Genomic DNA, 24,016 nt, shown 5'->3' with positions numbered 1-24,016 from the left:
GCAATTTAACGACGCGGGTCTAGACTGCACGGCATGTCGATCGACCAAGGCGACATCGACGACGGCGCCCACGGCGGCGCCAGTCAGCTGCTCGCGCGCGCGGCGGCATCGCTGGGTCGCGCCGATCGCGGACTGGCCGCGGCGATCGACGATTTCTTCGTATCGGACGACGACCGGCTCGACGACCGGACTCGCGCGACGCTTGCGGCGGCGTTGCTGGGCGTGGTGGCGGCGACCGAGGATGATTTGCGACGCGAGGCCGCGCGGTTGCTCAAGGTGGCCGGCGACGAGGTGTCGGCAAACAGGGTGAATGAGGGCGGTTCGGTCTTCGATCAGCTCGCCGATGCCGGGGTGCTGCGCGATCCGCGGCTGATGCGCGAATTGATCGGGCGGACTCGGCAGGACGTGCTCGCCGACGGATTGTCGACGATGGCGCCCGACGAGGGCGGCGGATCGAGCTTGCTCGCGCGGTTGAGCGCGAGCGCGGACACGCAAGTCGCGAGCGCCGCGCTCGACCTGATGGCGATGGCGGCGCGGCGGCGCGAGTTCCTCGACACGGGCCGGCTGGGCCAGAGCGAATTGCCCGCCGAGTTGCACCACCTCCTGGTCTGGCCGGTTGCCGCGGCGATCAGCGAGCGAGCGGGAACGGCCGCCAACCGTGCGCTCGGCGACGCGGCGTTGCGCGCATTGAGCACGCATGACGAAGCCGATTGCCTCGAGGGCGCGGCAATGCGCCTCGCCGCCGCGATCGACCCGCAGCCGAGCGAGCTGCCGGTGCTACTCACGCACGCCTTGGGCGACCGCAACGTGGCGTTCTTCGCGGCGTTGCTGGCGCGCGCGTTGCGGATCGATTTCGCGACCGCGCGCGATCTTGTGGTCGGCGGCAACGATCCGCTATGGCTCGCCTTGCGCGCGATCGACCTCGACCGTGCGACGATCGCCCGGATCGCGCTTGCGTTGAGCAAAGACGTCGAATCGTTCGCCGATCAACTCGATGAGATCATGACCGTTACAGCAGACGAGGCACGCGCGGCGCTCGCCCCGCTTTCGCTCCATCCAGATTTTCGCGCGGCGATCCAGGCGCTGGGGTCGCGATGAGCGGTCCCGTCGCACATGGCCTGGTCGACCGCGATGGCCGATTGGTCGAGGCGGAGCGTCCGCTCGACGAGCTCAACACGCGTGCCGGCGGCGCATTGGGGCAGCCGTTCGCGGTGCCGCAAGTCGCGGTGCTCGCACGGTTGGCACAGCGGCTCGGGATTCCGGTGTCGCGCCACGTCGTCGCCGCGGATGGCCCCGACGAGATCGAATTGTGGGTGCGCGCCGATCCGGTCGAGCAGGGGGTTCGGCTGGCTATCAGCGGCTGGCGCGTGCGCGCGCCGTGGACCCCGCCGGCCGACACCGCCCGGCGCGACCGCGATCTGCTGGTCCTGGATGCCGACTGGAGCTGGGAAACCGACGCGACGCTTCGCCTGACCGCGATCGGTGAGGGCGCGGTGCGGTTCGGCATCGACGCCAAAAAGCTACTTGGCAAGCCGCTCGACGCGCTGATGACGCCCAAGCCCGACGACAATGGCGCGATGCCGATGTTCGCGGTGCTGCTCGCGCATGGGCCGTTCGACGATCAACCCGCCACCGTGCGCGCGAGCGGCGCGACGATGATGCTGTCGGCACGGCCGCGGCTCGACACGGCGGGCAATTTCGCGGGCTATGTCGGCGCGGCGCGCGCGGTATCGGCGCCGGCTGCGCCTATCGGTGGCGACGATGCGCTGACCGAGGCGTTCGGCGCCCGGCTCGACCGCGCGTTGCGCGCGCCGCTCGGCCGGATCATCGCGAATGCCGACAGCATCAATGCCCAGACCGACGGCCCGATCCGCCAGGACTACGCCGATTACGCCGCCGATATCGCGAGCGCGGGCCGCCACTTGATGACGCTGGTCGACGATCTGGTCGACTTGCAGGCGATCGAGCGGCCCGATTTCGTCGTCGCCGCCGAGCCGGTCGACCTGGCCGATGTCGGCCGCCGCGCCGCCGGTCTGCTCAACGTGCGCGCCGCCGAGCGCGGCGTCCGGATCGACAAGCCGCAAGACATCGATACCGCCCCCGCGATCGGCGAGTTCAAGCGCGTGCTCCAGATTCTGGTCAACCTGATCGGCAATGCCGTACGCTATTCGCCCGACGGCGGGATGGTGTGGGTCCGCACGCACCGCGACCGCGACACCGCGGTGATCATCGTCGCCGACCAGGGCAAGGGCATCGCCAAGCAGGAACATTCTCGCATTTTCGAGAAGTTCGAGCGAGTCGACCCGACCGAGCCGGGCGGTAGCGGGCTGGGTCTGTATATCGCTCGCCGGCTGGCGCGAGCGATGGGCGGCGACCTGACCGTCGATTCGGCGCCGGGCGAGGGCGCGCGGTTCATGCTGACCCTTCCTGCGCAGATTGCCTGAAAAAGAGGCAAAGCTGACACCAGGGTCACACTATCGAAGTGTTTCTCTGCCGCCCGAGTGCACCCGACGGGGCGGCGTCGATGACGACGCCGGCGAGCTATCGGGATGACGATGCGCATGACGGGCGTGTCATGCGAAATCCTGCATTGGTAGCGTTATTTATCGCCGCCGCGCCCAGCCGATCAGGATCGCGCCGAACGCCGCGAGCAATCCGCCCCACAGCATCCAGATCCGTACGTCGAGCATCGTGCTGTACGAGGGCCAGTGGACGATGCCGGCGCCTTGCAGGAAAAAAAGCGCTCCGAACGCGATTGCAATCGCACCGACGATCTGGAGAAGCAGCTTCATCAGCGCTGTCCCACCGGCATGTAATCGCGCTGCGTCGGGCCAGTGTACAACTGCCGCGGCCGGCCGATCTTCTGCGCCGGGTCCGAAATCATCTCGTTCCACTGCGCGACCCAGCCGACGGTGCGCGCCAGCGCGAACAGCGCGGTGAACATCGTCGTCGGGAAGCCGATCGCCGACAGGATCACGCCGGAATAGAAATCGACGTTGGGGAACAGCTTCTTTTCAATGAAATATGGGTCGTTTAGCGCCATATGTTCAAGTTGGAGCGCAACTTCGAACACCGGATCGTTGACCTTGAGCGCGTCGAACACCTCCCGCACCGTCTGCTGCATCACCGTCGCGCGCGGATCGTAATTCTTGTACACGCGGTGGCCGAAGCCCATCAGGCGGAACGGGTCGTTCTTGTCCTTGGCGCGCGCGATGAATTCGGGGATTCGGTCGGGTGTCCCAATCTCGCGCAGCATGTTGAGCGCGGCTTCGTTGGCACCGCCATGCGCGGGCCCCCACAGGCACGCGATCCCCGCCGCTATGCACGCAAACGGATTGGCACCCGACGATCCGGCGAGGCGGACGGTCGAGGTCGACGCGTTCTGCTCATGATCGGCATGGAGGATGAAGATGCGATCGAGCGCTTTTTCGACTACCGGGTTCACCTCGAACGGCTCGGCCGGAACGCCGAACGTCATGCGCAGGAAATTGCCGGTGTAGGACAGGGAGTTGTCGGGATAGAGGAACGGCTGGCCGATCGAATATTTGTACGCCATCGCCGCGATCGTCGGCATCTTCGCGATCAGCCGGTGCGACGCGATCATGCGCTGGCGCGGATCGTGGATCTCGGTTGAATCGTGATAGAAGGCGCTGAGCGCGCCGACCACGCCGCACATGATCGCCATCGGGTGCGCATCGCGGCGGAACGCGCGGTAAAAGGTCGCGAGCTGCTCGTGGACCATCGTGTGGCGGCTGATCGTGTACCAGAAATGGTCGAGCTCCGCCTTCGACGGCAACTCGCCGTTGAGCAGCAGGTAGCTGACTTCCATGAAGCTCGATTCCTCGGCGAGCTGCCCGATTGGGTAGCCGCGGTGGAGCAGCACGCCTTCGTCGCCGTCAATATAGGTCAGCGCCGATTCGCAGCTCGCGGTCGAGGTGAAGCCGGGGTCGTAGGTGAACATCCCGGTGTCGGCATACAGCTTGCGGATGTCGATCACGTCGGGGCCGACGCTGCCCGACATGACGGCATAATCGTGGTTGCCGAGCTTGATGGTGGGGGTGTCGGTCATCGTACTTCCCTTCGAAACTTGTTCAGGCTGCCATTTGGTCGGCGATGCGGCCCAGGCTCTCTTCGCGGCCGAGCAATGCCAGCACGTCGAAGATGCCGGGCGAGGTGCGCTTGCCGGTCAGCGCCGCGCGTAAGGGCTGCGCGACTTGGCCGAGCTTGACCCCGGAATCCTCGGCGACCTGCCGAACCGCTGGTTCGAGCGCCTCCGTATCCCAGCCGGCGACGGCGTCAAGCGTGGCGTGGACGCGCGCCAGAATTGCAGGCGCGTCGCCTTGCAACAACGGCTCGGCGTCCGCGTCAACCGGCAGCGGCCGCGTGCGAAACAGGAACATCGCACCGTCCGCGAGATCGTTGAGATTGGCAGCGCGCGGCTTGAGCACCGGCATCGTTCGTTGCAGCAGATCGCGATGCGTCGCCGTGAGCTCGAGGGGCAGGCGCGCCGCGACCAGATCGGCCAGCCGAGCGTCGTCGGCCTCGCGAATATAATGGCCGTTGAGATTCTCGAGCTTCTTGATGTCGAACCGGCTCGGCGACTTGCCGACCCCGTCGAGGTCGAACCACTCGATCGCCTGCTCGCGGCTGATGATCTCGGCGTCGCCATGCCCCCAGCCGAGCCGGAGCAGATAATTGTCGACCGCTTCGGGCAGCAGCCCCATTTCGTCGCGATACGCGTCGACGCCGAGCGCGCCGTGGCGCTTCGACAGCTTGGCGCCGTCCGATCCGTGGATCAGCGGGATGTGCGCGTAGGTCGGCTCGGGCCATCCCATCGCGCGGTAGATCGGCAGCTGGCGGAACGCGTTGTTGAGGTGATCGTCGCCGCGGATGACGTGGGTGACGCCCATGTCGTGATCGTCGACCACCACCGCGAGCATATAGGTCGGGTTCCCGTCCGACCGCAGCAGGACGAGATCGTCGATCTCGCTGTTCTGGACCGTCACTTCGCCCTGCACTCGGTCGTCAATCGTGGTCGCGCCCTCGGTCGGCGCCTTGAGGCGGATGACGTAGGGCGCGTCCGCGTCGTTGTTCGCTCGGTCGCGCCACGGCGAGCGGATGCGCAGCGGCTTTTTCGCGGCTTCGGCCTCGGCGCGCATTTGCGCAAGCTCGTCCTGCGTCAGGTAGCAGCGATACGCCGCGCCCTTCTCGACCATGTCGCGCGCCACTGCGGCGTGGCGGTCGGCGCGGGCGAACTGGTAATATTCGTCGCCGTCCCAGTTCAAATCGAGCCAGCGCATGCCGTCGAGAATCGCGTCGATCGCGGGCTGGGTCGACCGCGCGCGATCGGTGTCCTCGATCCTGAGCAGGAACTTGCCGCCATGATGCCGCGCGAACAGCAGGTTGAACAACGCGGTGCGCGCGCCGCCGATGTGCAGGAAGCCGGTGGGCGAGGGCGCGAACCGGGTTACGACCGTGTTGGCGGGCGCGCCGACGGGCGACCCGGGATCAGAACTTGCGCTCAACCGCGCGTGCTCCCAAGCTGAACTGTATGGCGACGATCGCCGAGGGGGCCTCTAGCACGCACGTTCCGTGGCTTCAAACGCAGGCCGCGAGGGGTCTGCGTGCGCGCCATGCACTCGAAAACTGGCTGGAAGCGGAGCGCGATCAGCTACCGTTGTGGCTGCCGGTCGCGTTGGGCGCGGGGATCGCCGCGTGGTTCGTCCTGCCCGATCCGGCGGAATGGCGCGCGATGATCGTGGCGCTGACCGCCGTGGCGCTGGCGGCGGTCGCGGTCGGACGGCACGGGCGCGCTGGGCGAGCGATCGCGATCGGCGCGGCGGTGATGGCGTTGGGGATAGCGCTGGCGTGGTGGCGCGCGGAAAGAGTCGCGGCGCCGGTGCTGGCGCGGCCGGCGATCGTTACGATGACCGCGCGGGTCGAGAGCGTCGAACCGCTGCCGGCGCGCGAGGTCGTGCGATTGCGGCTGGCGCCGATTGCGGCGGAGAGGGCTGTGCAAAACACCTCGACGCCACCCTCTTTCGCGCCTCCCCGGCGCAGGCCGGGGCCCAGTTGGGGGAACGGATGTAACGACGCGCAACGCTCTCCAATTGGCCGTTCCCAACCGGGCCCCGGCTTTCGCCGGGGAAGCGTTGGGTGTGAGAGCGTCGGAGACGAGCCCCAAGCCGTGACCTTACCCCCGCATATCCGCATCAATCTCGCACAAGCCGATATGCCTGCCGACCTCTCCTCCGGCGCGGTGATCAAGCTCCAGGCGCGGCTGATGCCGCCCAACGAAGCCACCGTCCCCGGCGCGTACGATTTCCGCCGCGTGGCGTGGTTCGATGGCCTCGGTGCGACGGGGAAGGGCATTGCCCCCGTCGCCCTCGTCACCCGCGGCGCCCCGTCGAACGGGCTGCGTGCCGCGCTCGCCGCACATATCGAGGCCGAGTTGCCGGGTAGCGCCGGCGGAATCGCCGCGGCGCTCGCGGCGGGCGACGAGGGCGCGATCACGCAGGAGGATTCGACCGCGATGCGCCGATCGGGGCTTGCGCACCTGCTGTCGGTCAGCGGGCTGCACATCACCGCGGCGGTGGCCTTCACGATCTGGATCGTCACTCGGTTGCTCGCGCTGTGGCCGTGGCTCGCGCTCCGCGCGCGGATTCCGGTGATCGCGGCGGGGGCGGGGGCGCTGGCGGCGATCGGGTACACGATGCTGACGGGCGATCAGGTGCCGACGATGCGATCGTGTATCGCCGCGTTGCTGGTGCTCGCCGCGCTGGCGATGGGGCGCGAGGCGATTACGCTGCGGCTCGTCGCGGCCGGCGCGTTCCTGGTCATGCTGGTATGGCCCGAAGCGCTGATGGGTCCCAGCTTCCAGCTGTCGTTCGCGGCGGTCGGATCGATCGTCGCGCTACACGAGCAGCCGACGGTGAAGGGCTGGTTCATGAAGCGCGACGAATCGCGGTGGCGCAAGGTCAGGCGCGAGATCGCTTCGCTGCTGTTGACGGGGACCGTGGTCGAGATCGCGCTGTCGCCGATCGCGCTGTACCACTTTCACAAGGAGGGGCTGTACGGCGCACTCGCCAACATCTTCGCGATCCCGCTGACGACCTTCGTGATCATGCCGGCCGAGGCGCTGGCGCTGGTGTTCGATTCGATCGGGCTCGGCGCGCCGTTCTGGTGGCTGGCGGGCAAGGCGCTCGCGTTGCTGCTGTGGATCGCGCATTTGGCCGCGGGCGCGCCGGGGTCGCTCGCGATGCTTCCGGCAATGCCGCTCGGCGCCTACGGGCTGATGATCGTCGGCGGGTTGTGGATCACGCTGTGGCGGACGCGGGCGCGAATGGCAGGCGTCCTCCCGTTCCTTGCAGGGGCGGCGTGGGCGCTCGCGACGCCGGCGCCGGACCTGCTGATCTCGGGCGACGGCGAGCATCTCGCGGTGCGCACCCCCGACGGCGGCATCGCGATGCTGCGCGACAGATCGGGGGACTATGCCAGGCAAACGATGGCGGAGAATGCCGGGGTCGATGGCGATGCCATGCTCTTGTCCGAACAACCCTTTGCCAGTTGCTCGCCCGATGCCTGCCTGGCGGTGATCGCGTCCGGGGGGCGGTCGTTCCGAATCCTCGCGACTCGCAGCCTCTATCAGCTGCCGATGGACCAGCTTTCGACCGCGTGCCGCACCGCCGACATCGTCGTCAGCGACCGCCGCTTGCCACGTAGCTGTACGCCGCACTGGCTCAAGCTCGACAGCACCGCCTTGCGCAACACCGGCGGCATCGCGATCGCGCTGTCGAGCGGGCGGATCGTCACCGTCCGCCAGCCCGGCGACACGCATCCCTGGGCGGTCGCGGGCGCGCTCAGTCGTAGCGCCGCAACAGTCCCGCGAGCCGGCCTTGCACGCGCACCTGGGCGGGCGAATAACGCTGCGGGTCGTATGCCCGGTTGGCCGGGTCGAGCCGGACCATAGCGCCCTCGCGGCGGAAATATTTGAGCGTCGCTTCCTCTTCCTCGATCAGCGCCACGACGATCTCGCCATCGCGCGCGACGTCGGTGCGGCGGATCAGCGCATAGTCGCCGTCGAGGATGCCGGCCTCGACCATCGAGTCGCCCGCGACTTCGAGCGCGTAATGCTCGCCACTGCCGAGCAGTGCAGCAGGCACCGCGAGCATCGCCGACCCTTCGAACGCCTCGATCGGAACGCCGGCGGCGATGCGGCCGTGCAACGGGATCTCGACCACGTCGTTGGCGGGCTCGGGCATCGGGCGGAAATTGTTGCCCTTGGGCAAAGCCGTGCCGCCGCGCTTCTCCGCGCGCTCGGGCATCTTGAGCACTTCGAGGGCGCGGGCGCGATTGGGCAGGCGGCGGAGGAACTGACGCTCCTCGAGCGCCGAGATCAGCCGGTGCACGCCCGATTTCGACTTGAGGTCGAGTGCCTCCTTCATCTCCTCGAATGAGGGCGATACGCCGGTTTCGTTCAGGCGATCGTTGATGAAGCAGATCAGCTCATGCTGCTTCCTGGTGAGCATCCCGTGTTCCTCCGTCCAGAACAGACGTGGAACTAATATGGAACATCGCGGACCAAGTCAAGCGAGCGTAATGATCTGCACCGTATCGCCGATTTGCGCGGCCGGAGCATGCGCTTCGCGAATGATCAGGCAGTCGGCGCGCGCCAGCGTCGCGAGCATCGAACTGTCCTGGACGGCGGTGTGGGCGCGGCCGTCGACCATCGTCGCGCGCAGATAATCCTCGCGATGATCGTTGGCGGGGAGCGGCTCGCCGAGCGTCGCGGTAAGGCGCCGCGGGAGCGGATCGGCGGCGCCCGCCATCGCGGCGATCAGCGGGCGGAGGAACAGCGTCGCGGTGACGAACGCCGATACGGGGTTGCCCGGCAGACCGAGCACCACCGCCTCGCCGAGCCGCCCGGCGAGCATCGGCTTGCCCGGGCGGAGCGCGATCCGCCAGAAATCGATCCTGCCGCCGGCGGCTTCGAGTGCGGGTCGCACGAGGTCGTGGTCGCCCACCGACGCGCCGCCGGTGGTGACGATGATGTGGGCCTGCGCCTCGGCGAACGCGGCGGTGAGCGCGCCGAGGCGGTCGGGTACGATTTCGGGCAGTGTGACGTTTACCGGGAGGTCGGCAATCATCGCGGCGATCATCGCGCTATTGCCTTCGGGCAGCGCGAGCGGATCGCTGCTTTCGGTGCCCGGCGCGACCAGTTCATCGCCGGTTGCCATGATCGTGACGCGAAGCCGCCGGTTGACCGCCAGCGTTCCGTGCCCGCCGGTCGCCGCCAGCGCGATCCGCGCCGGAGTCAGCCGAGCGCCGGCCTCGATCAACGTGTCGCCCTGCGAAAAATCGAGTCCCTTGCGGCGGATGTTACGGCCGAGCCACGGCGGCCCTTCGCCGGTCAGCGTCAGGGTGTCGCCCTCCCGCGCCGCCTCTTCCTGCACCAACACGGTATCGGCACCGTCGGGCACGCCCGCCCCGGTAAAGATCCGCGCCGCCTCGCCGGGGCCGACCGGCCCCGCAAAACTCCGGCCCGCCGCGCTTTCGCCGACGACTCGCCACGGGCCGGGCAGGTCGGCGAAGCGGATCGCATAGCCGTCCATCGCCGACACGTCCGCGCCGGGCTGCGACCGCGACGCGATAACCGGCGCCGCCGCCCACCGACCCGCTGCTTGGCCGAGCGGCACGGTTTCGCTGGCGACTTGCGGCGCCATCGCGAACAGCCGCGCGCGCGCTTCATCGACCGAGATCAGCGAGTTGGAAGTCATCGACTCGCCATGCCACAGCCACGGCCTCGTGCGACAGCCTTTACGGAGCAGAACATGGCGATCGAACGTTAGCCGCCACGATCGGAGAACTCCCATGCGTATCACCCGCAACGGATCGCAGCCCTCGGCGCCGGGGCCGGCAGACTATTTCACCGGCACCGTCCGGCTCGATTCGCCGTTCAAGGGCGAAGAGCCCGCGCGTATCGGCGGGGCAATCGTGACGTTCGAGCCCGGCGCTCGGACGGCGTGGCATACCCACCCGCTGGGGCAGACTTTGATCGTCACCGGCGGGCTCGGCTGGGCGCAGCGCGAGGGTGGCGCGAAGGAGGAAATCCGGCCCGGCGACATCGTCTGGTTCGCGCCGCACGAAAAGCACTGGCACGGCGCGACCGCGACCACCGCAATGACTCACGTCGCGATCGCCGAGGCGCTCGACGGCAAGGTGGTCGATTGGATGGAGAAGGTCAGCGACGAACAATATGCGTGATCGGCACGCTGGAAAGGCGTAGGCGAGGCGCATCGGCCGGGCAGGGGGAGTGCGCCGGATGCTCAAATCGCTGATCCTGCTGGGACTCGTCGCCGCGGCGCCCGCGACCGCGCCCGGCTCTCATCCCGCCAAGCTGGTGGGCGATTACAACGGCAGCCAGATGGAGATGGCGGCGGGGATCTCGCTGAAGGCGAACGGCCGCTTCGAATACGGGCTTTCGTACGGCGCGCTCGACGAGGAGGCGGTGGGGCAATGGACCGCCGATGATCGCCAGGTGCTGCTGACCAGCGACAAGGTGACTCCGCCGCGATTCAGCCTCGTCGGTCAGAAGCCGGCCGCACCCGGGACATTGCGAGTCGCGCTCGACCTGCCCGGAGAGATCAACCAGCAGTTGTTCGACGTGCACATCCTGCTCAAGGACGGCCGCCAGATCGACCAGCAACTGGGCGAGGATGACACTTCTGTCCCGATCGAGACGGCCAACCCGCCGACCAGGATCGCGCTGTCGTTCGACATGTTCGAACTGCGGAGCGACGTTGTGACGATCGATCCGGCCAAGGGATATCAATTCGACTTCCGCTTCGAGCCCAACGATATCGGCAAGGTCGATTTCCGTGGCGTCCCGCTCCGCCGTGCGGGCGCCGATCTGTTGCTCGACCGCTACGGCCGCTCGATCCGATTCCGCAAGGTGGTGAAGCGCTAGCGGTTGGCGCGCCACTCGCCCGATTTGCCGCCGCTCTTTTCGAGCAGCCGCACCCCGCCCATCGTCATGCCTTTGTCGATCGCCTTGGCCATGTCGTAGATCGTCAGCAGCGCGACCGACACGGCGGTCATTGCTTCCATCTCGACCCCGGTCTTGCCCGTGGTGGTGATCGTTGCGGTGGCGGTGACGCCGCTGTCGTCGAGCGCGAAGTGGATGTTCGCGCTAGTGATCGGCAACGGGTGACAGAGCGGGATCAAATCGCCGGTGCGCTTGGCCGCCATGATGCCGGCGATCCGCGCGGCGGCGATCACGTCGCCCTTCGGCACCGCTCCATCGCGGATCGCGGCGGCGGCCTCGGTCGACATCGCGATGCGCCCGGTGGCGACGGCGCGGCGTTGCGTGTCGGGCTTGCCCGATACGTCGACCATCCGCGCCGCGCCGGTGTCGTCGAGATGGGTCAAATTCCCCTCCCGCTTGCGGGAGGGGTCGGGGGAGGGACTGCCAACGAAGGACATTGTGAAGACATGCCCTCCCCCAGCCCCTCCCGCAAGCGGGAGGGGAGTTTAGGGTGCGCCAAGCAATTCCCGCGTCGCCGCCGCGATGTCATCCGCACGCATCAAACTCTCGCCGACCAGGAAACACTTAACCCCGTGTTCGCGCATCGCGGCGAGGTCGGTGTGGCTCGTCAGCCCGCTTTCCGCGACGAAGGTGCAATCCTTGGGCGCCTTGCCGACGAGCTCGTAGGTGCGGTCGAAGCTGACGGTGAAATCGCGCAAGTCGCGGTTGTTGACTCCAATCAGGCGCGACTTGAGCCGCAGCGCGCGGTCGAGCTCGCGCTGGCCATGGACCTCGACCAGCACGTCGAGCCGGCAATCGATCGCTGCCGCCTCGATCTCCGCCATCCGCGAATCGTCCAACGCGGCGACGATGATCAATATCGCGTCGGCCCCCAGAGCGCGGCTCTCATGCGCTTGCCATGGGTCGATCATGAAGTCCTTGCGCAGCAGCGGCAGCGGCACCGCGTCGTGGACCTGGCTCAAATAGCTATCGTCGCCCTGGAAATAGGTTTCGTCGGTCAGCACCGACAGGCACGTCGCGCCGCCCTTCTGATACGCGCGGGCATGCGCCGGGGGGTCGAATTCGGCGCGGATCACGCCCTTCGACGGGCTAGCTTTCTTGATCTCGGCGATCAGCGCGGGGCCCGACTTGGCCTTCTTGTCGAGCGCGCGCTTGAACCCGCGCGGGCTGTCGCGGCGCGCCATCATCGCCTCTAGACTGGCGAGCGACATGGTCGCCTTCTTGGCGGCGACCTCGGCGCGCTTGGTCTCGAGGATGCGGTCGAGGATCGTGCTCATCGATACGCGATCCAGCAGTCGAGCAAGGCGTTGGCCAAGCCCTTGTCGATCGTTTCGGCGGCTTCCTCGGCGCCTTCGCGCAAATCCTCGACCTTGCCCGCCACGAGCAACGCCGCGGCGGCGTTGAGCAGCACCGCGTCGCGATACGCGCCGGGCTCGCCCTCGAGCAGCCGGCGCAGCGCGGCGGCGTTATAGGCCGGGTCGCCGCCATGGATCGCGGCGATCGGATGGCGGGGGAGGCCGGCGTCTTCGGGCGCGATGCGGGGGGCGACGCAAAGCTGGCCGACCGCGATGGCGATCGTCGGCCCGGCGCCCGACACTTCGTCGAGCCCTTCCTCGCCCGCCACGATCAGCCCGGCTTCGGTGCCGAGCGCGCCGAGTGCCTCGGCATAGGTTTCGGCATAATCGGGGCGCGCGATCCCGATCAGCTGGCGAGTCACGCGCGCCGGGTTGGCGAGTGGGCCCATCAGGTTAAAGATCGTGCGCTTGCCGATGCGGCGGCGGATCGGGGTGATCCGCTTCATCGCGGGGTGGTGGTTGGCGGCGAACAGGAAGCAGATGCCGAGATCGTCGAGGGTCGCCTGCGCGAGATTGCCCGCGCGCTCCATGTCGAGCCCGAGTGCCTCGAGCGTGTCGGCGGCGCCCGCCTTGGACGAGGCGGCGCGGTTGCCGTGCTTGGCGACCGGCACGCCCGAGGCCGCGACGACAAGGCTGACCGCGGTCGAGACGTTGAGCGTGTGGTGCCCGTCGCCGCCGGTGCCGCACACGTCGATCGCATTGGGTGGCGCGTCGATCGGGATCAGCCGGTCGCGCAGCGCGCGCGCGGCCTCGGCGATCTCGATGCTCGTTTCGCCGCGATCCGACAGCGCGATCAGGAAGTCGGCGACCGCGTCCTCGCTGGTCTTCGCGTCGAGGATATCGGCGAACGCCTGCCGCGCGGATTCGTGGCTCAGCGGTGTCGAGGGGTCGGGGAGGGGAGTGAAGGTGGTCACGCCAGCGCCTTCGGCTTCAGGCCGGCAATCTCGAGGAAATTCGCGAGCATTACATGGCCATGCTCAGTCGCGATGCTTTCGGGGTGGAACTGCACCCCGTGGATCGGCAGTTCGGCGTGGCGGAATCCCATCGTGAAGCCGTCGTCCGCCGTCGCGTTGACGATCAGCTCGCTCGGCACATCTTCGACCACCAGCGAATGGTAGCGAGTCGCGCGAAACGGCGAGGGCAGGCCAGCGAATATTCCGCTGCCGTCATGCGTAATCGCCGAGGTCTTGCCGTGCATCAGCCCGCCGCGCACGACGCGCCCGCCGAAATGCTGGCCGATCGCCTGGTGTCCCAGGCACACGCCGAGCAACGGCCATCGCGCGTCGGCGCACGCGGCGACGAGATCGAGGCTGATCCCGGCTTCGTTGGGGGTGCACGGCCCCGGCGAGATCAGGAACGCATCCGCACCGCTCGCCATCGCCTCCGGCACGGTGAGCGCGTCGTTGCGCACGACCTTCACCTGCTGGCCCAGCTCCATCAGATAATGGACGAGGTTCCAGGTGAAGCTGTCGTAATTGTCGAGGACGAGGATCATGCGAAGCGCGCGCTAGCCGGTATGGCCTGCGACGACAATCGGCCTCGCGCCCTTGTTTCGCCGCGATTTGGACGCCGGGGGGCTCGAATGATACGGGATCGATCCCAAATCGGGGGCGTTGATGACGCACAAGAAAGGTCGCAAGCCATGATCCGCACCGCGTTCGCCGCTTTGACGTTGCTCGCGCTCCCCGCGACCGCAATCGCGCAGGACAAGTCCGCCGATTCGAGCCAGCCGCCCAAGCGGATCCGGTCGGTCACGCTGACGACTCCCGACGAGAAATGCCCGCCCTCGACCGGTGACGAGATCGTTGTCTGCACCACGGTCGACGAGCCCTATCGGATCCCCAAGGCGCTGCGTGGTGCCGGGCCGATCCCGCCCAACCGCCAGGCGTGGACCAACCGAGTCGCCGCCGACGAGCAAACCGGGCGTGAGGCGGCTGGGCTGCCCGATACGTGTTCCCCGGTGGGTACGGGCGGCCAGACCGGCTGTGCGCGAGCCGCGGCGCGCGCGTTCGCCGCCGAGCGGCGCGCCAAGGCGAACGGGCAGGATCCGAACGAGTCGAACGGGGAGTGATCGCCCGAAACGTCATGCCAGCGAAGGCCGGTATCTTTTTGTAACGAAGAGACGCCGGCTTTTGCTGGGGTGACGTAAACTATTGCCCGAACCGCGTGTCTTGCGCCCGCGCCACCGCTTCGCGCGCGGCGGCGAACAGCGCGCCGGCTTTGGCCTCGCACTCGCGCTGTTCGTATTCCGGAGTCGAGTCGGCGACGATCCCGGCGCCGGCCTGGACGTGCATGACGCCGTCCTTCACCACCGCGGTCCTGAGCACGATGCACGAATCCATCGATCCGTCGGGCGAGAAATAGCCGACGCCGCCGGCGTACGCCCCGCGCGCTTCGGGCTCGAGTTCGGCGATGATCTCGCACGCGCGCACCTTTGGCGCGCCGGACACGGTGCCCGCCGGAAAGCCGGCGAACAGCGCGTCGAGCGCGTCCTTGCCGGCATCGAGCCGCGCGGTGACGTTCGAGACGATGTGCATGACGTGGCTGTAGAATTCGACGGCATAGCTGTCGGTCACGGCCACGCTGCCCGGCGCGGCGACTCGGCCGGCGTCGTTGCGGCCAAGGTCGAGCAGCATCAGATGCTCGGCGCGCTCCTTGGGGTCGGCGAGCAATGAGGCGCGGTTGTCCTCGTCCTCGGTCGCCGACGTACCGCGCGGCCGCGTGCCCGCGATCGGGCGGATCGTCACTTCGCCGTCGCGCACGCGGACGAGGATTTCGGGGCTCGATCCCGACAAAGCGAAGCCGGGGAGATCGAGGAAATAGAGAAAGGGCGACGGATTGATCCGCCGCAACGCGCGATACAGCTCGAACGGCGGCAGCGCGAACGGCGCGGTGAAGCGCTGCGCGAGTACGACCTGGAACACGTCGCCCGCCGCAATATACGCCTTCGCCTTCAGCACCACCTCGCGATAGGCGCCGGCGGGCAACACCGGGGTCGGCACCGGTTCGGCGAGGTCGATCGTGCGGGCAGGCGCTACCGCGGCGCTGACAAGCTTCGCGGCGACCGCGTCGATCCGCTCTTCGGCCAGTGCCACTGCCTGTTCCGGCGAGAGGCCCGAATCCGGCCAGAGCGGCGCGACGAAGAACAGATGATCGGCAAGCCGGTCGAAGATCAGCACCATTGTCGGGCGCACGAACACCATGTCGGGCAAGCCGATCCCGCCGTCGCCGGCGCGCGGCAAATCCTCGACCAGCCCGATCGTCTCATAGCCGAAATAGCCGACCAGGCAGGCGAGCGCGCGCGGCAGCTCCGCGGGCACTGTGTCCATCCGGCACGCCGCGACGAGGTCGCGCAACGCATCGAGCGTCGGCCGTCCGGCCGGCGCGAACGCGGAGCGGTCGGTCAGCCAGTGGCGGTTGATCTGGGCGGTCCGACCGTGCGCGCGGAACAGCAGGTCGGGCGCGAGCCCCAAAAGGCTGTGCCGCCCGCGCACCGCGCCGCCCTCGACCGATTCGAGCAGGAAGTCGCCACGCCCCGGCTCGATCAGCTTCAACGCGGCGGCGACCGGGGTCTCGGTATCGGCGACCTGCCGCCGCCAGACCAGCGCCGGCCGGCCGTTCGCGAGCGCCGACCGCGCTGCCTCGGCGCCTTCCGGTTCGCTCATTGGCCGCCGGTCGCGTCGCCCTGGTTCTGCCCGAGCAGGCTGGCGCGCAACGTGCTGATCGCCGCTTCGTTGCGCTTGACGCCGACTTGGTTGCGGACCGCGCGGAGGAATTGCTGCGCGTATTCGTCGCCCGCGGTCGCGCCGAGGTCGCCGCGCATCTTTGCGACCAGATCGGGCTTGGAGCGCGCGTCGCCGCGCTCGATCGAATCTTCGACGATCACGAACCAGCCGCCCTTGTACGGCGCCTGGAGCATCTTGGCGGTGCCCTGGCTCATGCTGAATAGCAGGACGAGCGGGGGCGGCGGCTGGCGCGACGCCACCAATTGCCCGCGATTGGCTGCCATCGGCTTGGTCGCATCTAGCTTGAGCCCGGTCTCCGCCAGCGCCTTCGACAGCGGCACGCCCTTGTTCACCTTGTCGACCACGGCGACGGCCGCGGCGCGCGCCTGCTTGACCTGGCGGTCGACGAGGAAGTCCTTCTTGACCTGGTCCATCACCGCCGCGATCGGGCGCGGCGCGGCTGGCACCACCTTGTCGAGCTTGGCGAGCACGAAGCTGCCGTCGCGGCCGACCGGCGCGACTTGCGGATCGTCGCCGACCTCGGACTGAAAGCCGAGTTCGGAGAGCGAGGCGTTGAGCGGATCGGGCTGCGCCGGCGGGGTCTTGGCGTCGGGATCGACCCCTTGCGCGTCGAGCGGCGCCGAGCTTTGCAGCGTCAGCCCCAAGTTCTTCGCGATCTCGTCGAGCGTCGCGCTGTTCGAAATCGCGTCGCTGATCTGCGAGCGCATGTTGCTCGCCGCGATTTGCGTCTTTTGCTCGGTCAATTGCTTGACCAGATCGGGCTTGGCTTGGTCGAGCGTCTTGCCGGGGTTCTTGGTGATCTTTTCGACGTGCACCACCGCCCAGCCGAGCGGAGTCTTGACCGGGCCGATCGTCGCGCCCTGCGCCGCGGCGAACACCTGGTCGGCGATCGCGGGAGAGGTCTGGCCGGCATAGCCCGCCTTGGTCTGGTCCGCGAGCAAGCCCGCATCGAGCCCGACCGCCTTCGCCGCCGCCTCGATCGTGGTGCCGCCGCGCACCGTTGCCGCCAGCGCCTCCGCGCTCTTCTGGTCGAGCAACACGACCTGGCGCAAGGATCGGGTCTCGGACGGCGCGAACTGCGCGGCCTGCGCCTTGTACGCCGCGGCGACCTCCGCATCGGTCGGCGCCGACTTCGCCTTGAGCGCATCGAGCGTCACCGCCGCGTAGCGCATGATGCGCCGCTCGGGCACCGTGTAGCGCGCGATATTGCGCTTATAGTAATCGGCGGCTTCGGCATCGGTAACCGGCGCACCCGCGGGGATCTTGCGCGTGTCGATGAACGCGATCGTCCCGGTCCGCTTTTCGAGCAGCATCGACGCATAGGGGGTGGCGATCGTCACCGGTGCCAAGACCTTGCCGAGCGATGGCGGCACCATCGGGCCGACCAGAAGCCGCGCCATCACCTGGCGCGAAATCTCCTGATGAAGCTGGCTGTCGCTGATCCGCGACTGCGCGAGGAACGCCTTGTACGCCTCGCTGTCGAACTTGCCGTCGAGCCCCTTGAAGCGCGGATTGGTGGTCAGATCGCTGTCCGCCAGCGCGCGGCCGACGCGGATCCCCTGATCGTGGCCGAACTCCTCGAGCGCGAGCTGGTTGATCTTGTCGTCGAGCGGCTGGTCGAAGCCGCCCTTGGTGACGAACTCCTCCATCGTCAGCTGCGGATATTGCTGCCGATAGATGTCCATCGTCCGCTCGACATCGGCCTTGGTCTCGGCCGCGCTGATCGACTGGCTGCCGACCTTCGCCAGCGTGTCGCCGCCGGTGCTGCCCCCGCCGAGCGCGCTCGACCGCAATCCGGTCACGTCGCCCAGCCCGAACGCCAGCCCGATGACGACGACGATAATGAGCGCGATGACCTTGCCGGCGGTGGAACTCAGCATACCGCGAAGAAGAGTGAGCATGAAAGCCGATCAGAATAGTAAAATGATCGCTCGCTTTAGGGGGCGTCCGTCGCTGCATCAAGCGCGGACGCTTGCCTCGCGGCCCGTGCGCGCTATCGCATCGATAAAGCGCTGGAGGACCGATGACTCGTCGCAAGCTGATCGCGGGCAATTGGAAGATGAACGGGGACGCAGCGGCGTTGGCCGAGCTCGACGGCATCGCCGCGGCGGCCAAGGCCGCGCCTCGGGTCGATGTCGCGATCGCGGTGCCGGCGACCTTGATCGCGCCGGCGCATGCGCGCGTGCCGGGGCTGAGCATCGGCGCGGAGGACATCCATGCCGCGGACAAGGGGGCGCATACCGGCTGCGTCTCGGCGGCGATGGTGAAGGAGGCGGGCGCCAGCTTCACCATCGTCGGCCACAGCGAACGCCGCGCCGACCAGCACGAGACCGACGCCGACGTGAGGGGCAAGGCGGAGGCCGCGCGGCGCAACGGCATCGCCGCGATCCTGTGCGTCGGGGAGACGCTCGAGCAGCGCGATGCGGGGCACGCCGAAGCGGTGGTGACCGCGCAGATCGCGGGCTCGCTGCCCGAAGGCGCGGCGGCGGACTGGCTGTCGATCGCCTACGAGCCGGTCTGGGCGATCGGCACCGGCCGCACGCCGACGGTGGGCGACGTGGCGGCGATGCACGGCGCGATCCGCGCCAAGCTTCGCGCGCTGATCGGGGGCGAGGCGGACAAGATGCGCTTGCTCTATGGCGGTTCGGTGACGCCCGACAACGCGACCGAATTGTTGGGTGCGAGCGATGTCGACGGCGCGCTGGTCGGCGGCGCCAGCCTGACCGCCGCCAAGTTCGTGCCGATCATCGAGGCCGCGGCCAAGCTGTGAGCGAAGCGCTGCCGACGCCGCGCCGCGCGCTGACCGCGATCGACGATGACGGCCGGTCGTACATCGAGGAGGACGGCGCCAGCCCCGCCGAGTTCACGCTTCCCGGCACGACCTACCGCAGCACCAACATGTGGCGCACCGCCGCCGCTCCCAGTGCGATCAACGCGCCCGACGACATCACCGAACATCGCGGCGTGCTCCCGCCGCCCGGCGGCACCGTGCTGCGCGTGATCGACTTCCCGCCGATCGGCGATTCGACGCCGCAGGAACGCGCCGCCGCCGCCAAAGCGGTGTTCGCCGCGCTCTATCCGGACGCGACGCACCACGAGGGCAGCGCGCGCTCGGCGAGCATGCACACCACCGACACGATCGACTATGCGATCATACTGTCGGGCGAGATCGTCGCGGTGATGGACTTGGGCGAAGCCGTGCTCCGCGCGGGCGACATCCTGATCCAGCGCGGCACGGCGCACGGCTGGGAGAATCGCGGCAACGCGATTTGTCGCGTGGCGTTCGTGCTGATCGACGCGGCGCGCTGAACCGGGCACGAAATGCAAACGCTTCCCCGGTGAAGGCCGGGGCCCAGCATCGGGCCGGTAGTAAACTGGGCCCCGGCCTTCGCCGGGGAAGCGTATTGGTTAGGCTGCGTACCGCCCCTTCAACATCGCCCACGCGGCTCGCAGTCCGTACGCCTCACCGCCCTTCGGCCGCGCCGGTTTCGCATTCGGACGCCACGCGAACGTATCGAGGTGCGCCCAGGGCACACCCTCGGGCGCGAATCGGCGGAGGAAGAGGGCGGCGGTGACCGCGCCGGCATAGCCATTGTCGGGCGCGTTGATCAGGTCGGCGATGTCGGACTTGAGGTAGTCGTCATAGCCGTCCCACAGCGGCATCCGCCACAGCGGGTCGTACGCCGCCGTACCCGCCGCGAGCAGTTCGCTCGCCAGCGCCTCGTCGTTGACGAACGTCGCCGGCAGATCCGGGCCTAGCGCGACACGCGCGGCACCGGTCAGCGTGGCGTAATCGATCACCAACGCCGGCTTGTCCTCACCCGCCTTGGTCAGCGCATCGCCGAGCACCAACCGCCCTTCGGCGTCGGTATTGGTGTTCTCGACCGTCAGACCCTTGCGCGTCCGCAGCACATCGCCAGGACGAAATGCATCGGCGGAGATCGCGTTCTCGACCGCCGGGATCAGCAGATGCAGCCGCACCTTGAGCCGCGCGTCCATTACCAGGCTCGCCAATGCCAGCGCGTGCGCCGCGCCGCCCATATCCTTCTTCATCAGCCGCATGCCCGCCGCCGGCTTGATGTCTAGGCCCCCTGAGTCGAAGCACACGCCCTTGCCGACCACCGCGATACGCGGATGCTTGGGGTTGCCCCATTCGAGTTCGATCAGCCGGGGCGCGCGGTGCTTGGCGGCGGCGCGGCCGACCGCGTCGATCATCGGATAACCTTTGTGGAGTGCATCGCCGCGCGTGACGGTCAGAGTCGCGTCGTGCTTTCTGGCGAGCTTGTCCGCCTCGGCCTCGAGCTCGGCCGGGCCCATGTCGGACGAGCCAGTGTTGACGAGATCGCGGACCAAGGCGGTCGCTTGCGCCAGCCGGACCGTTTCGTCGATCGCGGCAGGGTCGCTGGTGAGCAGGACTCGCGAACCGGCATCCTTCTCGGCCTTGGCGTACCGCTCGAACCGATGCTGCGCGAGCAGCCAGCCGAGCCCCGCCGCGCCGATCTCGCCATGCTTCAGCCGATATGTCCCCTCGGGCAGGAAATCGGGTTGCGACGCGATCCGCCACGGCGACGCGACATCCTCGTCGCACACATGCAGCACCGACCAGTCGTCCGCTGCATCGCCCGGCAGGATCGCCTTGTTCCCCGCCTTGCCCGTCACCTGGTGCGCGCCGAGCGTCGCCCGCACGCGCGGCGGCTGCGCCTTCAGCCAATCGGCGAAGGCATCGGGGTAGACGACCTCGATGTCCCGCGCGAGTTGCCCGCGGTCGGGCTGGAGCAAAGCGGCGAAGTCGGTCACTGGCCGCTCGGGGTGACCAGGAACTGCTCGATCTTGCCAGTCGCGGGATCGAAGAAGGTGCTCAGCCGCAGCGTGCGGTCGGGATATTTGATCGTATAGCCGCGCAACACGAACCCGCCGCGCAGATTGGTGCGGCCGGTCTGGGCGAAACTCTGCGGGTCGCCGAGCAGGGCGAGGCTGGTGCGATAATCGGCGATCGCGGTGGGCGTGAAATAATAGTTGGCATCCTCCGTCAGCAGCGAGCGGTCGAGCGTGCCGCCGCGCAGCTCGTCGAACACTTGCCGCGCCTTGGCGGCGGCCTGCGCATCCTCGGTCGAGGCGGTTAGCGCCGAATTCGGGAGGAACGTCGTCGCGAGCTTCCCCGCGATCTGCGACGCGGCGCCCGCCGACCACGAATTGGTCAGCACCACGAACGCGGCCTTGTCGTCGGGATAGACCAGATTCTCGGAGATGAAGCCGACCGCTTCGCCGCTATGCTCGATGACTCGGTGGCCATTGGCGTTGCCGACGAACACGCCGAGCCCATAGCCGGTGTCCTTGCCGTCGGTCAGCTTGACCGTGGTTTCCTGCGCCTTCCAATCGTCGGGCGGGAGCACGCTGCGGTCGATCCGCGCAATGTCCCATTTGGCGAGGTCGCTCGCCGACATCGCCAGTTCGCCCGCCGCGTACAGCCAGCCGCGGCCGGCGGGCTTCTCCGGCCGCACCGGGCCGAGCGCGAAGCGGCCATAGCCTTGCGGGAAATCCTTGCCGACCGCGAGATCCTGATCGATCGCCTTGATCCCGAGCGGCTTGAAGATTCTCTCCTGGAGGAAAACGAGCAACGGCTTGCCCGACGCCTTTTCGACGATCATTCCTGCGACGACGTAGCCGGTGTTGGAATATTGCCATTGCGAGCCAGGCGCGAAATCGAGCGGCTTCTTCGCCCAGCGATCGACGATCCCCTGCGGCGTCGTCGGTGTCGCCATCAGCGCGAAGCTGTAATCCTGCGGCCAGTAATCCTGCAGCCCGGACGTATGGCTGAGCAATTCGCGGATCGTAATCTTGTCGCCGTCGGTGACGCCCGGCACCCATTTCGACACAGTGTCGTCGAGGCTCAACTTGCCCTCGTCCTCGAGCAGCAGGATCGCCGCGGCGGTGAATTGCTTCGAGATCGAAGCGATCTGGTAGGGGCGGTCGGCGCTGGCGGTGGCGAGCGTTTCGGACTGCTTGCCATAGGCTCTGGCGAACACGATCTTTCCGTCGCGCACGATCGCGATCGACGCCGAGGGAACGCCGGTCTTGGCCAACGTGTCGGTGACGATGGCGTCGGCCTTGGCGGCATCGGCCGCGCTCAAATCCTGCGCGAGGGCAGGCGCGGCGATCAGGGCGAAGGGAAGGGCGAGTGCGCGGAAACGGAGCATCGGCGGTCCTGTGACTGGCAGAGAGGCGTGCACCATAGCCGCTCGATTGGCGGGTGCTAGAGCGCATTCAGTTCATAAACGCTTCCCCGGCGAAGGCCGGGGCCCAATTGCGAGCGGCCCGATGCTGGGCCCCGGCCTTCGCCGGGAAAGCGTGTGTCGTCGCTAGCGCCCTTTCTTGTGCTTGCCCCGCCGTTGGCGCTCAGGCACCCGCAGCGCGATCCCTTCGATCGGCGCGCACCGCGCCATCGCCGTGCCGATCATCGCCAGCAACCGGCTGCGCGAATCGCCAAGTCCTTCGGACAAAACCCCGCGATCCTGAGTCTCGAAATTGACGTAGGGCAGCCCGCGGAACAGCGCGTAGTTGGACAGCGACCCGTCGGAGGTCACGACATGCTCGAACATGATGTTCATGTCGGCATCGGCGAGCGGCCGCGCGCAGAATCCGCTCATCGGCGCGCGGTCGCCGAGGTACGAAACGATCGCGACGCTGTCGGTGTCGTCGAACGGCCAGCGCCCGCTGACCGAGCGGCGCGGCGTATAGAGGTCGCTGCACAGCAGCACCGAAATCTCGCCCCTGCCGGTATAGGCCGGCGGCGGCGGGCCGCAGGTCGATTCCTTCGAATCGTACCCAGCCTCGTTGGTGTGGAGCGCGACGATCATCCGCGCAGGGCTGCCGAGATCGGCGAGCACCGCATCGGCATAAGCAGGCGTGTCGTCGCGGAAATTGCGGTTGGGATCGATCGAGCGGCCGTAGGCGACATCGCCGTTCATCCGGCTGTCGGGGCCTGAGACCGAGCGCGCTTCCTCCACCGCGACCACTTCGCCCCCGTACGAGCGAACCGCGTAGACCGCCGCCTCGAACGCCGCATTCTCGTTATCGTGCGGGACGAACCACAGCGGGCCGGTGGGCTTGCGCAGGTTGACGATCCGATACAGCCGCCAGAACGCGCGGTCGTCGCGGAACTCGATGCGCGTGACCTTCAGGTCGGTCCATAAGGCGGGATCGGCGAGCCGGATGAAATCGTCAGTCCCCATCTGGAGCGGATCGACGCCGGAGACGATTTCGCGCGGCGGCGCCGCGGTTTGCGCCGATACCGCGGGCACCGCGTGCAACGCTGCGAGCAGCCCGAACAGGGTGGTCCACGCCCGATTCATGCCGCGACCCTAGTTCAGCTGTTGCCGGAAGGGCAAATCGGCGGCGTCCGGAAACGGGACGAAGAGCGTGGCAAATAAAAGGTCCAACATGCGCGACCAACTGAATGTTGTAGCGCTGTTGATGGTGAGACCAGCCGAGACCGGCCTCAATAGTTTCCTGATTGGCAAAAATACTGTAGATGCTCAGCCGGGGCGGGAAAAACGGAATGTCCTGTCCGATCAGAGAAGGGGAGGTCTCCTATGTTATACGCATTCGCCGCCATGATGGGTTGGTGCGGGACGAAATGGCCGGGCTGGTGGCGCGGCCCGCATCCTGTTCCCGATCCGGAGCCGTGGTGGGACCTCGCTTACGGCATACTCGGCGCGATCGGCGGAATCGTCGCGATCAGCGTGTTCGCGCCGGAACTCCGTGACGGCGGGTTCATGGCCACCGCGACCGCCGCGTTCTTCGGCGGCACGTTCGTCGCGACCGCGATAGCGTCGCTGATGGCGATGGGCGGCAAGCGCTAGCCGCTCCGG

The 24,016-nt window shown here is 67.9% G+C and carries 23 protein-coding genes; 9 read left to right on the top strand and 14 right to left on the bottom strand.

All coding sequences use genetic code 11. The annotated features are described in order from the left end of the window. The first annotated feature begins 33 nt into the window (after positions 1–33). Both VH326_RS05745 and VH326_RS05740 read left to right on the top strand, forming a co-directional pair. The gene (locus tag VH326_RS05745) at positions 34–1,098 is read left to right on the top strand and encodes a hypothetical protein (protein ID WP_329630847.1); all 1,065 of its coding nucleotides are present in this window, start codon (positions 34–36) and stop codon (positions 1,096–1,098) included. Further along, positions 1,095–2,444, top strand: a complete 1,350-nt coding sequence (locus tag VH326_RS05740) for a HAMP domain-containing sensor histidine kinase (RefSeq protein WP_329630846.1) — start codon at positions 1,095–1,097, stop codon at positions 2,442–2,444. The genes VH326_RS05745 and VH326_RS05740 overlap by 4 nt, the downstream gene beginning before the upstream one ends. 159 nt (positions 2,445–2,603) lie before the next feature. On the opposite strand, the gene VH326_RS05735 is transcribed toward VH326_RS05740, so the two are convergent. The 3 genes from VH326_RS05735 to gltX are packed head-to-tail and all read right to left on the bottom strand — an operon-like array spanning position 2,604 to position 5,525. Continuing rightward, positions 2,604–2,792, bottom strand: a complete 189-nt coding sequence (locus VH326_RS05735; RefSeq protein WP_329630845.1) for a hypothetical protein — start codon at positions 2,790–2,792, stop codon at positions 2,604–2,606. Beyond that, positions 2,792–4,069: a citrate synthase gene (locus VH326_RS05730; RefSeq protein WP_329630844.1), complete on the bottom strand. Its 1,278-nt coding sequence runs from the start codon at positions 4,067–4,069 to the stop codon at positions 2,792–2,794. The genes VH326_RS05735 and VH326_RS05730 overlap by 1 nt, the downstream gene beginning before the upstream one ends. 22 nt (positions 4,070–4,091) lie before the next feature. Continuing rightward, positions 4,092–5,525: a glutamate--tRNA ligase gene (gene gltX, locus VH326_RS05725; protein ID WP_329630843.1), complete on the bottom strand. Its 1,434-nt coding sequence runs from the start codon at positions 5,523–5,525 to the stop codon at positions 4,092–4,094. Between the two features lie 26 nt (positions 5,526–5,551). Here gltX and VH326_RS05720 point away from each other — a divergent pair, with 26 nt between their 5' ends. Further along, a complete protein-coding gene (locus tag VH326_RS05720) occupies positions 5,552–7,969 on the top strand; it encodes a ComEC/Rec2 family competence protein (RefSeq protein WP_329630842.1) in 2,418 nt (805 codons plus the stop codon). Here VH326_RS05720 and lexA read toward each other — a convergent pair. Further along, positions 7,860–8,528 (bottom strand): transcriptional repressor LexA, encoded by a 669-nt coding sequence (gene lexA, locus VH326_RS05715; protein WP_329630841.1) that lies wholly within the window; start codon positions 8,526–8,528, stop codon positions 7,860–7,862. The genes VH326_RS05720 and lexA overlap by 110 nt on opposite strands. Positions 8,529–8,585: 57 nt before the next feature. Beyond that, a complete protein-coding gene (gene glp, locus VH326_RS05710; RefSeq protein WP_329630840.1) occupies positions 8,586–9,776 on the bottom strand; it encodes a gephyrin-like molybdotransferase Glp in 1,191 nt (396 codons plus the stop codon). Between the two features lie 94 nt (positions 9,777–9,870). Here glp and VH326_RS05705 point away from each other — a divergent pair, with 94 nt between their 5' ends. Both VH326_RS05705 and VH326_RS05700 read left to right on the top strand, forming a co-directional pair. After that, positions 9,871–10,263 (top strand): (R)-mandelonitrile lyase, encoded by a 393-nt coding sequence (locus VH326_RS05705; protein WP_329630839.1) that lies wholly within the window; start codon positions 9,871–9,873, stop codon positions 10,261–10,263. Between the two features lie 58 nt (positions 10,264–10,321). Continuing rightward, positions 10,322–10,966, top strand: coding sequence for a hypothetical protein (locus VH326_RS05700; RefSeq protein ID WP_329630838.1), 645 nt, complete (start codon positions 10,322–10,324; stop codon positions 10,964–10,966). On the opposite strand, the gene moaC is transcribed toward VH326_RS05700, so the two are convergent. From moaC to VH326_RS05680, 4 genes are read right to left on the bottom strand one after another with little or no spacing between them, the layout of a single operon-like run. Further along, complete coding sequence (gene moaC, locus VH326_RS05695) at positions 10,963–11,481, bottom strand: cyclic pyranopterin monophosphate synthase MoaC (protein ID WP_329630837.1); 519 nt, start codon at positions 11,479–11,481, stop codon at positions 10,963–10,965. The genes VH326_RS05700 and moaC overlap by 4 nt on opposite strands. A gap of 48 nt (positions 11,482–11,529) precedes the next feature. Continuing rightward, positions 11,530–12,321: an indole-3-glycerol phosphate synthase TrpC gene (gene trpC, locus VH326_RS05690; protein ID WP_329630836.1), complete on the bottom strand. Its 792-nt coding sequence runs from the start codon at positions 12,319–12,321 to the stop codon at positions 11,530–11,532. Next, positions 12,318–13,313: an anthranilate phosphoribosyltransferase gene (gene trpD / locus VH326_RS05685; protein ID WP_329630835.1), complete on the bottom strand. Its 996-nt coding sequence runs from the start codon at positions 13,311–13,313 to the stop codon at positions 12,318–12,320. Before trpD ends, trpC begins: the two co-directional genes overlap by 4 nt. Further along, positions 13,310–13,894 (bottom strand): aminodeoxychorismate/anthranilate synthase component II, encoded by a 585-nt coding sequence (locus tag VH326_RS05680; protein WP_329630834.1) that lies wholly within the window; start codon positions 13,892–13,894, stop codon positions 13,310–13,312. The genes trpD and VH326_RS05680 overlap by 4 nt, the downstream gene beginning before the upstream one ends. Before the next feature lie 147 nt (positions 13,895–14,041). On the opposite strand from VH326_RS05680, the gene VH326_RS05675 reads away from it, so the two are divergent. Further along, positions 14,042–14,470 (top strand): hypothetical protein, encoded by a 429-nt coding sequence (locus VH326_RS05675; RefSeq protein ID WP_329630833.1) that lies wholly within the window; start codon positions 14,042–14,044, stop codon positions 14,468–14,470. Between the two features lie 79 nt (positions 14,471–14,549). Here the strand turns inward: VH326_RS05675 and VH326_RS05670 are convergent, their stop codons facing one another. Continuing rightward, positions 14,550–16,064: an anthranilate synthase component I family protein gene (locus VH326_RS05670; protein ID WP_329630832.1), complete on the bottom strand. Its 1,515-nt coding sequence runs from the start codon at positions 16,062–16,064 to the stop codon at positions 14,550–14,552. Next, entirely contained in the window at positions 16,061–18,046 is a 1,986-nt protein-coding gene (locus VH326_RS05665) for a peptidylprolyl isomerase (RefSeq protein ID WP_329630831.1), read from the bottom strand. Before VH326_RS05665 ends, VH326_RS05670 begins: the two co-directional genes overlap by 4 nt. 122 nt (positions 18,047–18,168) lie before the next feature. Between VH326_RS05665 and tpiA the strand changes: the two genes are divergently transcribed. After that, the gene (gene tpiA / locus VH326_RS05660) at positions 18,169–18,915 is read left to right on the top strand and encodes a triose-phosphate isomerase (protein WP_329630830.1); all 747 of its coding nucleotides are present in this window, start codon (positions 18,169–18,171) and stop codon (positions 18,913–18,915) included. After that, positions 18,912–19,454 carry a cupin domain-containing protein gene (locus tag VH326_RS05655; RefSeq protein WP_329630829.1) on the top strand — a complete coding sequence of 181 codons (543 nt, stop codon included), beginning with the start codon at positions 18,912–18,914 and terminating at the stop codon, positions 19,452–19,454. The genes tpiA and VH326_RS05655 overlap by 4 nt, the downstream gene beginning before the upstream one ends. A gap of 99 nt (positions 19,455–19,553) precedes the next feature. Here VH326_RS05655 and VH326_RS05650 read toward each other — a convergent pair whose 3' ends face one another. The 3 genes from VH326_RS05650 to VH326_RS05640 all read right to left on the bottom strand — a co-directional run bounded on the left by VH326_RS05650 (position 19,554) and on the right by VH326_RS05640 (position 23,497). Beyond that, a complete protein-coding gene (locus tag VH326_RS05650; RefSeq protein ID WP_329630828.1) occupies positions 19,554–20,942 on the bottom strand; it encodes a leucyl aminopeptidase family protein in 1,389 nt (462 codons plus the stop codon). Then, positions 20,939–22,342 carry a serine hydrolase domain-containing protein gene (locus VH326_RS05645; protein ID WP_329630827.1) on the bottom strand — a complete coding sequence of 468 codons (1,404 nt, stop codon included), beginning with the start codon at positions 22,340–22,342 and terminating at the stop codon, positions 20,939–20,941. The genes VH326_RS05650 and VH326_RS05645 overlap by 4 nt, the downstream gene beginning before the upstream one ends. A 162-nt stretch (positions 22,343–22,504) precedes the next feature. Then, complete coding sequence (locus tag VH326_RS05640; protein WP_329630826.1) at positions 22,505–23,497, bottom strand: hypothetical protein; 993 nt, start codon at positions 23,495–23,497, stop codon at positions 22,505–22,507. Positions 23,498–23,737: 240 nt separating this feature from the next. Between VH326_RS05640 and VH326_RS05635 the strand changes: the two genes are divergently transcribed. After that, complete coding sequence (locus VH326_RS05635; protein ID WP_329630825.1) at positions 23,738–24,007, top strand: hypothetical protein; 270 nt, start codon at positions 23,738–23,740, stop codon at positions 24,005–24,007. Positions 24,008–24,016: the final 9 nt, after the last annotated feature.

It is taken from the genome of Sphingomonas sp., from assembly GCF_036269755.1.
Classification (GTDB): Bacteria; Pseudomonadota; Alphaproteobacteria; order Sphingomonadales; family Sphingomonadaceae; genus Sphingomonas.
Note: the sequence above shows the minus strand (reverse complement) of the source record. Positions and strands in the feature narration are given on the sequence as shown.